General features: G+C 65.3%; 14 protein-coding genes. All 14 read left to right on the top strand.

The genetic code is table 11. The features are described from left to right. Positions 1-91 precede the first annotated feature (91 nt). Positions 92-1,381: an urea ABC transporter substrate-binding protein gene (gene urtA, locus HOP59_RS15960; RefSeq protein WP_370542920.1), complete on the top strand. Its 1,290-nt coding sequence runs from the start codon at positions 92-94 to the stop codon at positions 1,379-1,381. A gap of 74 nt (positions 1,382-1,455) precedes the next feature. Further along, positions 1,456-3,159, top strand: coding sequence for an urea ABC transporter permease subunit UrtB (gene urtB / locus HOP59_RS15955; protein ID WP_234254598.1), 1,704 nt, complete (start codon positions 1,456-1,458; stop codon positions 3,157-3,159). 3 nt (positions 3,160-3,162) lie between these two features. Further along, positions 3,163-4,305, top strand: coding sequence for an urea ABC transporter permease subunit UrtC (gene urtC / locus HOP59_RS15950; RefSeq protein ID WP_234254597.1), 1,143 nt, complete (start codon positions 3,163-3,165; stop codon positions 4,303-4,305). Next, complete coding sequence (urtD, locus tag HOP59_RS15945) at positions 4,302-5,141, top strand: urea ABC transporter ATP-binding protein UrtD (RefSeq protein ID WP_010628272.1); 840 nt, start codon at positions 4,302-4,304, stop codon at positions 5,139-5,141. Before urtC ends, urtD begins: the two co-directional genes overlap by 4 nt. Next, entirely contained in the window at positions 5,141-5,839 is a 699-nt protein-coding gene (urtE, locus tag HOP59_RS15940) for an urea ABC transporter ATP-binding subunit UrtE (RefSeq protein ID WP_234254596.1), read from the top strand. Before urtD ends, urtE begins: the two co-directional genes overlap by 1 nt. A gap of 225 nt (positions 5,840-6,064) precedes the next feature. After that, the gene (locus HOP59_RS15935) at positions 6,065-6,958 is read left to right on the top strand and encodes an urease accessory protein UreD (RefSeq protein WP_234254595.1); all 894 of its coding nucleotides are present in this window, start codon (positions 6,065-6,067) and stop codon (positions 6,956-6,958) included. Between the two features lie 17 nt (positions 6,959-6,975). Next, complete coding sequence (ureA, locus tag HOP59_RS15930; protein WP_159551673.1) at positions 6,976-7,278, top strand: urease subunit gamma; 303 nt, start codon at positions 6,976-6,978, stop codon at positions 7,276-7,278. A 172-nt stretch (positions 7,279-7,450) separates the two neighbouring features. Next, entirely contained in the window at positions 7,451-7,771 is a 321-nt protein-coding gene (locus HOP59_RS15925) for an urease subunit beta (RefSeq protein WP_234254594.1), read from the top strand. Then, positions 7,768-9,477: an urease subunit alpha gene (gene ureC, locus HOP59_RS15920; RefSeq protein ID WP_234254593.1), complete on the top strand. Its 1,710-nt coding sequence runs from the start codon at positions 7,768-7,770 to the stop codon at positions 9,475-9,477. The genes HOP59_RS15925 and ureC overlap by 4 nt, the downstream gene beginning before the upstream one ends. A 249-nt stretch (positions 9,478-9,726) precedes the next feature. Then, positions 9,727-10,260, top strand: a complete 534-nt coding sequence (gene ureE, locus HOP59_RS15915; RefSeq protein WP_234254592.1) for an urease accessory protein UreE — start codon at positions 9,727-9,729, stop codon at positions 10,258-10,260. Continuing rightward, positions 10,238-10,972 carry an urease accessory protein UreF gene (locus tag HOP59_RS15910; RefSeq protein WP_234254695.1) on the top strand — a complete coding sequence of 245 codons (735 nt, stop codon included), beginning with the start codon at positions 10,238-10,240 and terminating at the stop codon, positions 10,970-10,972. Before ureE ends, HOP59_RS15910 begins: the two co-directional genes overlap by 23 nt. Positions 10,973-11,221: 249 nt before the next feature. Beyond that, the gene (ureG, locus tag HOP59_RS15905; RefSeq protein WP_234254591.1) at positions 11,222-11,860 is read left to right on the top strand and encodes an urease accessory protein UreG; all 639 of its coding nucleotides are present in this window, start codon (positions 11,222-11,224) and stop codon (positions 11,858-11,860) included. Between the two features lie 37 nt (positions 11,861-11,897). Next, positions 11,898-12,500: a HupE/UreJ family protein gene (locus HOP59_RS15900; RefSeq protein ID WP_234254590.1), complete on the top strand. Its 603-nt coding sequence runs from the start codon at positions 11,898-11,900 to the stop codon at positions 12,498-12,500. A 115-nt stretch (positions 12,501-12,615) separates the two neighbouring features. Continuing rightward, positions 12,616-12,840, top strand: a complete 225-nt coding sequence (locus HOP59_RS15895; RefSeq protein WP_234254589.1) for a LapA family protein — start codon at positions 12,616-12,618, stop codon at positions 12,838-12,840. Position 12,841: the final 1 nt, after the last annotated feature.

The following is a 12,841-nucleotide window of genomic DNA, read 5'->3' as shown; positions in this document are numbered from 1 at the left end:
AAGTCCCTCCCTCAGAGGGCGCAAGGAGGTTCGCTTGAACGCTTCCCGACGCATCATGCCTTTCCCGTTTCGTTCCACCACCCTGGCTCTGATGGCAGCGGTTTCCCTCGCGTCCGCCAGTCAGGCCCTGGCCGAGGAAGGCCCCATCAAGGTGGGCATCCTGCACTCGCTATCCGGCACCATGGCCATCAGCGAATCGACCCTTAAAGATACCGTGGAGATGCTGATCGCGCAGCAGAACGAGCAGGGCGGTCTGCTGGGACGTCAGCTCGAAGCTGTGGTGGTGGATCCGGCCTCGAACTGGCCACTGTTCGCCGAGCGGGCTCGTGAGTTGCTCGAACAGCACCAAGTGGATGTGGTCTTCGGCAACTGGACCTCGGTATCGCGCAAGGCGGTGCTGCCGGTGTTCGAGGAGCTCAACGGTCTGCTGTTCTACCCCGTGCAGTACGAGGGTGAGGAGTCTTCCGAGAACGTCTTCTACACCGGGGCGGCCCCCAACCAGCAGGCCATTCCGGCCGTGGACTACCTGATCAACGAGATGGGAATCGAGCGCTTCGCGCTGCTCGGCACCGACTACGTTTATCCGCGTACCACCAACCGCATCCTCGAGGCCTACCTCAAGGAAGAGCACGGCGTGGCGGATGACGACATCATGATCAACTACACCCCCTTCGGGCACAGCGACTGGCAGAACATCGTCGCCGAGGTGCGTCGCTTCGGCAGCGAGGGCAAGCCCACCGCGGTGGTCTCCACCATCAACGGCGACGCCAACGTGCCGTTTTACCGTGAGCTGGGCAACCAGGGCGTGGACGCCGGCGACATCCCCGTCATCGCCTTCTCGGTGGGTGAGCAGGAACTGACCGGTGTCGACACTGCACCGCTGGTCGGCCATCTGGCCGCCTGGAACTACTTCATGAGCGTGGACACCGATGCCAACTACGACTTCATCGACGCCTGGATCGAGTGGACCGGCGACGAAGAGGCGGTGACCAACGATCCGATGGAGGCCCATTACATCGGCTTCAACATGTGGGCCGAGGCGGTACGCAAGGCAGGCACCACCGATCCCGATGCCATCAAGGACGCCATCATTGGCGTGGTGGTACCCAATCTCTCCGGCAGCTATGCGGCGATGATGCCCAACCACCACATCACCAAACCGGTGCTGATCGGTGAGATCCAGGACAACGGCCAGTTCGACATCGTATGGCAGACGCCCTCCACGGTTGCCGGCGATGCCTGGTCCGATTACCTGCCGGGCTCCCGCGATCTGATGGCCGATTGGCAGGCGCCGATGCGCTGCGGCAACTTCAATGTCGCTACCGGTCGCTGTGGTGGCAGCACGGCGGCCGAAGAGGCCGAAGCGGCGCTCGCCGAGTAAGCAGTACCCCGCCCCCCGCTGCCCAAGTGCAGCGGGGGAGCACGCCTTCTCCATCGTTTCCGAGGAACGCTCCGATGAGATACCCCCCCATGCTTGGGCCAGCGACGGCCGGGGCGAGGGCCGGCACCGATGCCGCCGAGGATGAACGTACCTCCCAGAGCCGGGGCTCATGGCTGCTGGCTCTCGCTCTGAGCCTCGTGCTGGTGCTCGGCCTCTCCATCACGACCCCCGCTGCGGCCCAGGAAGCCGCGCCGAACGACGATGTCGCCGCCATGACGCTGCTCGAGGCGCTGGATGTCGATTCGTTTCCCGCCAAGGGCGATGCCATCGATGCCATCGTGCACAGCGACGATCCCCGCGCCCGCGACTGGCTGCAGGCGCTGCTCGACGGCCGCCTGCAGCGCGCCGGTGACGGCCGCTTCGTGGTGGTGCTGGACAATACCGGACGTGACTGGCCGGTACAGGATGCGCTGAGCGGTGAGCCGCTGGGCCAGATGTCTCGCCGCGAGCTGGACCGCATCGGCATCAACAACGCGCTGCGTAACCAGCTGCGCAGTGCCATTGCCGTGGTCGATCTCTACGCCGCCGACGTCGGGCTGCGCCGCGCTTCCGCCGAGCGTCTGCTGGGTGAAGTCGATGGCGATCTGGCCGGTCCGCTGGCCGAGGTAATTGAAGAGGAGCCTGATGCGCGGGTGCGCGGACGCCTGGTTCAGGCACTGGCAATTTACCGTCTCGAACAGGGTGAGCTCGAGGCCATAGACGATCTGCAAGGCAGCCTGCACTCCCGGGTACGTGTGGCCCTCAACCGTGCCACCAACGGCGACGATCCGATCGTGGCCGACGCCGCCCGAGAGGCATTGAACGGCATCGAACAGATGCTCAAGGTCAACCGCGCCGCCGAGACGCTCTACTTCGGCCTTTCGCTCGGCTCGGTGCTGGTGCTCGCCGCCATCGGCCTGGCCATCACCTTCGGGGTGATGGGGGTGATCAACATGGCCCACGGCGAGCTGATCATGCTGGGCGCCTATACCACCTGGGCCATGCAGCAACTGCTACCCGGTCAGCCGGGGCTGGCCCTGATACTGGCGATTCCCGCCGGGTTCATGGTCGCGGCGCTGGCGGGTATCGCCATCGAGCGCGGCGTCATTCAGTTCTTGAAAGGGCGGCCGCTGGAAACGCTCCTGGCCACCTTCGGCATCAGTCTGATCCTGCAGCAACTGGTGCGCACCGGTATTTCACCGCTCAACCGTACCGTGATCACACCGGAGTGGATGAGCGGCTCCATCGCCGTCAACGATGCGCTCTCTCTGACGCTCAACCGTATGTATGTGCTCGGCTTCGCCCTGGTGGTGTTCGCTGCACTGATGCTGATCATGCGCCGTACCCGCCTGGGGCTCGAGGTGCGGGCGGTGACCCAGAACCGCGCCATGGCGCGCTCCATGGGCATCCGCGCCACCCGGGTCGACATTCTCACCTTTGCCCTGGGTTCCGGAGTGGCGGGGCTGGCCGGCGTTGCGCTCAGCCAGCTCACCAACGTGGGACCCAACCTGGGCCAGAACTACATCATCGACTCCTTCATGGTGGTGGTGTTCGGCGGAGTCGGCAATCTGTGGGGCACCCTGGTGGCGGGCCTCTCGCTGGGCGTGATCAATCAGGTTCTCGAACCCTGGGCCGGGGCCGTGATGGCCAAGATCATCGTGCTGGTGTTCATCATCCTGTTCATTCAAAAGCGCCCCCGCGGACTCTTCCCGCAGAAGGGCCGGGCGGCGGAGGGCTGATCCATGGATTCTTCTCGACTCTGGTTGCTACGGCCGTTCGGTGAGCGCTCGACGCTGATTTTTCTCGGCGTGCTGCTGGCCGCCGTGACGCTGGTGACGTTGCTGCATGTGGCGCTGCCACCGGGGCATCCCCTCTATGTCAATGCTTATACCGTTAACTTGTTCGGCAAGTATCTGAGCTATGCGCTGTTGGCGGTGGCGGTGGATCTGGTATGGGGCTATCTCGGTATCTTGAGCCTCGGGCACGGCGCCTTCTTCGCTCTGGGCGGCTACGCCATGGGCATGTACCTGATGCGCCAGATCGGCGACCGCGGCGTCTATGGCCACCCGGTGCTGCCCGATTTCATGGTGTTCCTCAACTGGGACAGCCTGCCGTGGTACTGGCTGGGCTTCGACATGGCCTGGTTCGCCTTTTTGATGGTGATGCTGGTGCCGGGAGCGTTGGCGCTGGTGTTCGGCTTCCTGGCATTCCGTTCGCGGGTCACCGGCGTCTACCTGTCGATCATCACCCAGGCGCTCACCTTCGCCCTGATGCTGGCCTTCTTCCGCAACGAGATGGGCTTCGGCGGTAGCGACGGTTTGACCGACTTCCGTGAGTTATTGGGCTTCAACCTGCGCAGCAGCGAGACCCGGCTGGGCCTGTTTCTGGCCTCAGGCGTGGCGCTGGCGCTGGGCTACGTGCTGTGTCGGGCCATCGTCACCAGCAAGCTGGGTCGGGTGTGTGTGGCGACCCGTGATGCCGAGGCGCGCACGCGCTTCCTCGGCTATCGGGTCGAGCGCTTCCAGCTGTTCGTGTTCGTGGTTTCGGCCATGCTGGCGGGGCTTGCCGGGGCGCTCTACGTGCCTCAGGTCGGCATCATCAACCCCAGCGAGTTCTCGCCGCTGTTCTCCATCGAGATCGTGCTGTGGGTGGCTCTCGGCGGACGGGCGACGCTCTACGGGGCAGTGATCGGGGCGATACTGGTCAACTACGCCAAGACGGTATTCACCGGGGCGATGCCGGACGCTTGGTTGTTCGCCCTGGGCGGACTCTTCGTGCTGGTCACGGTGTTCCTGCCCAAGGGCGTGGCAGGGCTGCTGGCGCTCAGGCTACGCCGCCGTCGCGACGCTGACGGTTCGTTTTCCGGCAAGGAGGCATCGGCATGAGCATTCTGCGTTCCCTGGCCAGCCGTGATCGGGTATTCGATTTTCTGGTGCCCGCGGAGTCGCCGGTCGACGTGCGGCACGGGCCGATCCTCTACCTGGAGGATGTGACGGTCAGCTTCGATGGCTTCAAGGCGATCAACGATCTCAACCTGACCATCGACGACGGCGAGCTACGCTGCATCATCGGACCCAACGGCGCCGGCAAGACCACCATGATGGACATCATCACCGGCAAGACCCGGCCCGACAGCGGCCAGGTGTGGTTCGGCAGCCGTCACGACCTGCTGAGCATGAACGAGCCGGATATCGCCAGTCTCGGCATCGGCCGCAAGTTCCAGAAACCGACTGTGTTCGAGGTGCTCACGGTGTTCGAGAACCTGGAGCTGGCGATGGCCGCCGACAAGCGCATCCTGCCCACGCTCACTGCGCGCATGAACGGTGAGATACGTGATCACATCGACGAGGTGCTGGAGATCATCGGCCTGAAGGCGCTGCATGCCCGCCCGGCAGGCATTCTTTCCCACGGCCAGAAGCAGTGGCTGGAGATCGGCATGCTGCTGATGCAACGACCGCGTCTGCTGCTGGTGGACGAGCCGGTAGCGGGAATGACCGAGCAGGAGATGGAGCGCACCGCCGAACTGCTCACCGGGTTGGCGGGAAAACAATCTGTTGTCGTGGTCGAGCACGATATGGGTTTCGTGCGCTCCATCGCGCGCAAGGTGACGGTGCTGCATCAGGGCAGCGTACTGGCGGAGGGCAGCATGGATCAGGTCTCCAGTGACCCACGGGTGATCGAAGTCTACCTCGGCGCCGAAGTCGAGGAGGAGACGCTCTAATGCTGGCGATCGACAAGCTCAACCAGTTCTATGGCGAGAGCCACACCCTGTGGGATCTCGACCTGGCCGTGCCAGCGGGTCAGTGCACCTGCGTGATGGGCCGCAACGGGGTGGGCAAGACTACCCTGATGAAGGCCATCATGGGCGAGGTGAAGGTCTCCTCTGGCAGCATTCGCTATGCCGATGATGTGGAGCTGACCAAGCGCCGGGTAGAGGATCGCTCGCGTCTCGGGATCGGCTACGTGCCCCAAGGGCGGCAGATATTTCCCTTGCTGACCGTGGAGGAGAACCTGCGCACCGGTCTGGCGGCGCGCGGAGATGGTCGACGCACCATTCCGGAGCGCATCTATGAGCTCTTCCCGGTGCTCAAGGAGATGGAGCACCGCCGGGGCGGGGATCTCTCCGGCGGCCAGCAGCAGCAGTTGGCCATCGGTCGTGCCCTGGTGATCGAACCCCGCCTGTTGATCCTCGACGAACCGGGCGAGGGCATTCAGCCCAATATCGTGACCCTGATCGGCGAAGTGATTCGCAAGTTGATCGAGGAGGACGGTCTCACCGTGCTGCTGGTGGAGCAGAAGCTGCCCTTCGCCCGGAAGTACGCCGACCGTTTCGTGATCATGGATCGCGGCAGGCCGGTGGCCAAGGGTGAGATCGCTGAGCTCTCCGATGCGTTGATCAAGGAGCACCTGACGGTATAGGGCGGCAGTGGCGATGCCCGCACCAGAAGGGTGCTGCGGACGATATTGGTGCGTGAGGTTGGTGCAAAAGCGCTGATCTGGCGCACCAAAAGGAGTCGGCGGGTCGCGTTTGCGGCCCGCTGATTTTTTATAAGCTGTTGTTTATAAAGGCGAGTTGAAGCGATTCACCAAGCTGGTACGACCCTTGCTGAAGGGTTGGTCAGATATGTATGCCACGAGCCGCCAATGACCGCTTTCGCCACCTCCGCTGTCGCCAAGCCAGCGCCGCACTCCGGACATCGCTTCGATGCCGAGCGTCACTGGGCGGCGTCGCTGACGCTCGGCTTCGACTGCCGCGATGGGCGCACGCGTATGGTCGAGGCGCGCCACCGCGGCCCGCTACGAGTGCAGCGGCCTTTCTACCCGGAAGGGCGAGATGGCGCCTGCCACGTCTACTTGCTGCATCCACCCGGCGGGTTGGTCAGCGGCGATGCCTTGAGCATTTCAGCGCGGGTCGAGCCGCAAGCCCATGCGCTGCTGACCACGCCTGCCGCCAACAAGCTCTACCGGGCCGACAGCCACGGCGTGGCATGGGAACAGCGCACCAGTCTTAAGGTATCGCAGCACGGCATTCTCGAATGGCTGCCCCAGGAGACCATCGCCTTCGATGGCTCGCGGGGCGTGCAGGAGACGCTCATCGAACTCGATGCGGGGGCGCGCTGCCTGGGCTGGGAAGTACTGGCGCTGGGCCGGCCGGCGAGCCGACTGCCTTATGTGTCGGGGCGCATCGATCAGCGTTTTCGGCTGTATCGCGACGGCAAGCCATTGTGGCTGGAGCGCCAACCGCTCGATCCGGCTCACCCGCGCTTCACCGGTCGCTGGGGGCAGGGCGGCGCCAGCGTACAGGCCACTTTATGGGCCGTGGGTCTCAGTGACGAAACCGCCGCCATCGAGGCACTGCGTGAGGCGCTCGTGGCGGGCCCGCGCTGGGCGGTGACCGTGCGCCACGGCGTACTCCTGCTGCGTTACCTGGGCCATGAACGCAACGAAGCCTGGGAGATCTGCCGGCAGGCATGGGCCTGCCTGAGGCCGCTGCTCATCGGTGTGCCCGCTCATCCGCCCCGTATCTGGTTCACCTGACTCACCAGGAGAGACGCATGGAACTGACCCCGAGAGACAAGGACAAGCTGCTGCTGTTCTCCGCCGCCCAGCTGGCCGAACGACGCCGGGCCCGCGGCCTCAAGCTCAACTATCCCGAGGCCGTGGCGCTGATCAGCTTCGAGATCATGGAAGGTGCGCGCGACGGGCGCAGCGTGGCCGAGCTGATGAGCTACGGCCGCGAGATCCTCGGCCGTGACGATGTGATGGAGGGGGTCGCCGAGATGGTGCACGAGGTGCAGGTCGAGGCCACCTTTCCCGACGGAACCAAGCTCGTCACCGTCCACACACCGATCGTCTAAAACTGGCTGCACTCGGCCATGCTGTGTTGGCTTCACGACAAAAAATGCTCATTTACTAAAGTAAACTCCGCTTTTTTGTCGCTCGCCGCCTTGCCTGGCCTTCGTTCGCTCAGTTTTAACTGTCGACGGTTTTAGCTGTTTATTGACAGCCATAACGTAGAGGGAAGGTCCAATGATCCCCGGTGAGTATCAATTACAGGACGGCGAGATCGAGCTCAGCGCCGGGCGCGAGCGGATCACGCTGGAGGTGGCCAATATCGGCGACCGGCCGATCCAGGTCGGCTCCCACTATCATTTCGCCGAGACCAACCCGGCACTGGTCTTCGACCGTGCCAGGGCGCGCGGTTTTCGCCTGGACGTGGCGGCGGGCACGGCGATTCGCTTCGAGCCGGGCCAGACCCGTGAGGTTACGTTGATCCCCTTTGCCGGCAGTCGCCATATCTACGGTTTCCGCGGCGAGGTAATGGGATCGCTGGAAGGAGGTGAGGCATGAGCACCAGCATCAGCCGGCAGGCCTATGCCGACATGTACGGTCCCACCGTGGGCGACCGGGTGCGCCTGGGCGACACCGAGCTGTGGATCGAGGTGGAGCGCGATGCTACCCACTACGGCGAGGAGGTGAAGTTCGGTGGCGGCAAGGTGATCCGCGATGGCATGGGCCAGAGCCAGCGCGCCGACGCCACGGTGATGGATACCGTGATCACCAACGCCCTGATTCTCGACTGGTGGGGCATCGTCAAGGCCGACGTCGGCATCCAGGCGGGCCGTATCGCGGCCATCGGCAAGGCGGGCAACCCCGACACCCAGCCCGATGTGGGGATCGTCATCGGCCCCGGCACCGAGATCATCGCCGGCGAGGGCAAGATCCTCACCGCCGGCGGCATCGACGCCCACATCCACTTCATCTGCCCCCAGCAGGTGGAGGAGGCGCTGATGAGCGGCATCACCACCATGCTCGGCGGCGGCACCGGGCCTGCCACCGGCAGCAATGCCACGACTTGTACGCCGGGCGCCTGGCACATCGGCAGAATGCTGCAGGCGGTGGACGAGCTGCCGATGAACATCGGCCTGCTCGGCAAGGGCAACGCCAGCCTGCCCGAGGCGCTGGAAGCGCAGATCGAGGCGGGCGTCATCGGCCTCAAGCTGCACGAGGACTGGGGCACCACGCCGGCCTCCATCGACACCTGCCTGAGCGTGGCCGAGCGCTACGACGTGCAGATCGCCATCCATACCGACACGCTCAACGAGTCGGGCTTCGTCGAGGACACCCTGGCTGCCTTCAAGGAGCGTGGCATCCACACCTACCACACCGAGGGCGCCGGTGGCGGTCACGCGCCGGATATTCTCATCGCCTGCTCCAAGCCCTACGTGCTGCCGTCGTCGACCAACCCGACGCGCCCCTACACGATCAACACCATCGACGAGCATCTCGACATGCTGATGGTGTGTCACCACCTCGATCCCAACATTCCCGAAGACGTGGCCTTCGCCGACTCGCGCATTCGCCGCGAGACCATCGCCGCCGAGGACATCCTCCAGGACATGGGGGTGATCTCGATGATCGCCTCGGACTCCCAGGCCATGGGGCGGGTTGGGGAGGTGGTGTGCCGCACCTGGCAGACCGCGCACAAGATGAAGGTGCAGCGCGGGCTGCTGCCGGAGGACGAGGCGCTCGGCGCCGATAACTTCCGCGCCCGGCGCTACATCGCCAAGTACACCATCAACCCGGCGATCACCCATGGCATCGCCCATGAGGTGGGCTCCATCGAGGTGGGCAAGCTGGCCGACCTGGTGCTGTGGAGCCCCGCCTTCTTCGGCGTCAAGCCGGCGCTGATCCTCAAGGCCGGCATGATCGCGGCGGCGCCGATGGGCGACCCCAACGCCTCGATCCCTACGCCGCAGCCGGTGCACTACCGCCCCATGTTCGGTGCCTTCGGCCGCGCGGCGAGCCAGAGCCGCGTGAGCTTCGTCAGCCAGGCGGCGCTGGACGCCGGCGTCGGGGAGCGGCTGGGGCTCGTGAGCCCACTGGTGGCGTGCAAGAACGTGCGCGGGGTGCGCAAGAGCGACATGAAGCTCAACGACGCCTGCCCCGAGCTCAGCGTCGATCCGCAGACCTACGAGGTGCGCTGCGACGGCGAGCTGCTGACCTGCGAGCCGGCTACCGAGCTGCCCTTGGCGCAGCGCTACCACCTGTTCTGAAGCCTTCGAGGATGGCGCCATGCTCGCAACCCCGCACTCACCACGCCACGCGCCCGAAACCCTGGCATTCCGGTCGGACTCCTGCGCTCGGAAAGACGGCACATCCCTGTGCCGGCTTTCCTCGATCTTCATCCATGAAGATCGCCCGCATCGTCTCGCCCGGACTGCCAGCGGTCGCGCGAGGTGGTTGGGCGGGGTGCGGTCTGTCACCGGCATGGCCCAGGGCCTGAATTCAACGAGGCAATCGCAATGCTGAAACTGATCGAACGCCTGGGACCCATTGAGGGGCGCCAGGCCAGCGACACCCTCACGCTGCCCTATGAGCTGCGCATTCGCGGTCGGCTCAAGGCGGTCAGCGACTCCGGTCGCGATCTGGGGCTGTTTCTCGACCGTGGCCCGGTGTTGCGCCATGGCGAGGGGCTGCGCGCCGAGAGCGGCGAGATCGTGCGGGTCAGGGCTGCCGACGAGCCGGTGGTGACCGCCCGGATCGAAGCGGGCCTGCCCCTGGCGCGGCTCGCCTACCACCTGGGCAATCGCCACGTGCAACTGGCGCTGGGCGAGGACTGGCGGGGTGGTTACGTACGCTTCCCGCCGGATCACGTGCTGGAGGAGCTGGCCGAGCTGCTGGGGGCGAGCCTGGAGCGGCACGAGGCACCTTTCGACCCCGAGCCGGGCGCCTACAACCAGCTGGGCCATTCACACGCTCATGGTCACGACCACGACCACAGCCACGACCATGAACATAGCCACAACCACGGTCATGGTCATCACCATGCCCCGTGAGGCGGCGCCCGTGAATGTCACGGCCCAGAGCGACGACCTGGCGCTGCTGGGGTTGTTGCAGCTGGTCAGCCCGGCGCTGCCGATCGGGGCCTTCGCTTTTTCCCAGGGCCTGGAGAGCGCCTTCGAGCTGGGCTGGGTAAAGGACGAGGCGAGCCTCGGCGACTGGCTGGCCGGCGTGCTCGACGACGGCCTGACCCGCTGCGAGCTGCCGGTGCTGGCGCGCCTGCAGCAGGCCTGGGCGGATGAGGACGTCGAGGCGATTGCACAGTGGGATGGCTGGCTGGCCGCCAACCGCGAAACCGCCGAGCTGGCCGCCGAGGATTCGCGCCTGGGTGCCTCGCTGGCGCGGCTGCTGGGCAGCCTGGGGCTGCTGCCCGTTGATCGTTCGGGCGAGTCGCCCGCGCTGCCGGCAGGGACGGGCTACGTGACGGTGTTTGCCTGGGCCGCCCAGGTACGTGGGGTGGCGCCGCGCCAGGCCATGCTCGGCTTTGCCTGGGCTTGGCTCGAGAACCAGCTGGCGGTGGCCTGCAAGGCGTTGCCGCTGGGGCATACCGCCGCTCAGCGCCTGGTCGAGCGGTTGCGCCCGGCGTTGGTCGCCGCGGTGGATGAAGCCCTCGCGCTCGGTGACGACGAACTCGGCCCGGCGCTGCCCGGCCTGGCGTTGGCCAGCGCGTTGCACGAAACGCAGTACTCGAGGCTTTTTCGGAGTTGATTGCGATGGTCAGCCAGCCAGTCCGCTGCGCTCACCACACCACGCGCTCGAAACCCTGGCGCTCCGGCCGGACCCCCGCGGTCGGAAAGACGGCACATCCCTGTGCCGGCTTTCCTCGATCTTCATCCATGAAGATCGCCCGCGTCGTCTCGGCCATCGCCCCAGCGATCGCGTGAGGTGGATTCGGCAGCAACTGGTCTGGCGCCTGTCGACATACACAGTGCCGCTAAGGTGGCCAAGGAGACAAAGATGACACATTGCCTACGCGTCGGCGTCGGTGGCCCGGTGGGGTCGGGCAAGACGGCCCTGCTCAAGCAGCTGTGCCTGGCGCTGCGCGACCACTACGACATTGCCGTGGTGACCAACGACATTTACACCCGCGAGGATGCCGACTTCCTGCTGCGCCACGAGGCGCTGCCGGCCGACCGCATCCTCGGCGTGGAGACCGGCGGCTGTCCGCACACGGCGATCCGCGAGGATGCCTCGATGAACCTCGCCGCCATCGACGAACTGCAGGAGCGGCATCCCGATCTCGAGCTGGTGCTGGTGGAGTCCGGCGGCGACAACCTGTCGGCCACCTTCAGCCCCGAACTCTCCGACCTGACGCTCTACGTGATCGACGTCTCTGCCGGCGACAAGATCCCGCGCAAGGGCGGCCCCGGTATCACCAAGTCGGATCTGCTGATCATCAACAAGATCGACATCGCCGAGCAGGTTCACGCTTCGCTCGAGGTGATGGAGCGCGATTCGAAGAAGATGCGCGGCGAGCGCCCGTTCGTCTTCACCAACCTCTACGACGGTGTCGGTCTCGAGGAGATCATTCGTTTCATTCTCGACCGCGGCATGCTGCCGGAGCGCCGGCCCCAGGCCCAGCCGGCCAGTGTCTGACGACCATTCGACTACTTTCGACCAGGAGATCGCCATCATGAAAACGACTCGTTCATCATCCACCCAACTGGCTCTGCTCGCGGCACCGGCGCTGCTCCTCTTGGCCGGCCTTGCCGTGGCGCACCCGGGACACGACCATGTCCACGGCGGCGGTTTTGCCGCCGGCCTGGCGCATCCCCTGCTGGGGCTAGACCACCTGCTGGCGATGCTGGCGGTGGGGCTGTGGAGCCTGCGCCAGAGCCGTGCTTTCAGTCTCGCTGCGCCGGCCCTGGCGGCAGGCGGCATGTTGCTTGGGGCGGGGCTGGCCTGGGCCGGCATGTCACTGCCGGGCGTGGAGTTCGGCATCGCCATGTCGGTACTGCTGGCAGGGGTGCTGATCGCTGCGCTGGTCAAGCTCCCCACCGTGGTTGGTGCGGGTGTGGTGGTTCTGTTCATGCTGTTCCACGGCCATGCCCATGGCAACGAGATGCCCCACGGCGCCTCCATGCTGACCTACCTGGCTGGCTTCACCCTGGCGACACTGGCCATTACCTACGCAGGGCGTGCGGCGGGCGCGTTCCTGATGGCGCGTGAGAATCGTATTCTGCGGGCGCTGGGCGTTGCGATCGCCGCTGCCGGGGCGCTATTCGCCATCGGTTGAACCGTCATCCGCTATCGTCGCGCCCGGCTTCATTCGGGCGCGACGTATTAGCGAAAGTTGACAGAAAACGCTCTGCCACCCAGCTTTAAGGGGATGCTTGGGGAAAGGAGAGCGCATGGATACGCTACTGCTGGCGATCAAGATCGTCGTGACCCTGCTGGTCGCGATTCTTTTCGTGCAGAACATCAACCTGGTCGAGGTGCGTTTCCTTACCTGGGGGATGCGGATGCCGTTGGCGCTGCTGCTGCTGGTGATCTATGTGCTGGGCATGGTAAGCGGGAAGGCGCTGTTCCACCTCCTGGGTCGGCTACGCAATGATCGCAAGCGGCCAACGAGGTAAG

Source organism: Billgrantia aerodenitrificans (assembly GCF_021404405.1).
Taxonomy (GTDB): Bacteria; Pseudomonadota; Gammaproteobacteria; order Pseudomonadales; family Halomonadaceae; genus Halomonas; species Halomonas aerodenitrificans.
The sequence above is the reverse complement of the archived record's forward strand: the minus strand, read 5'-3'. Positions and strand labels throughout refer to the sequence as shown.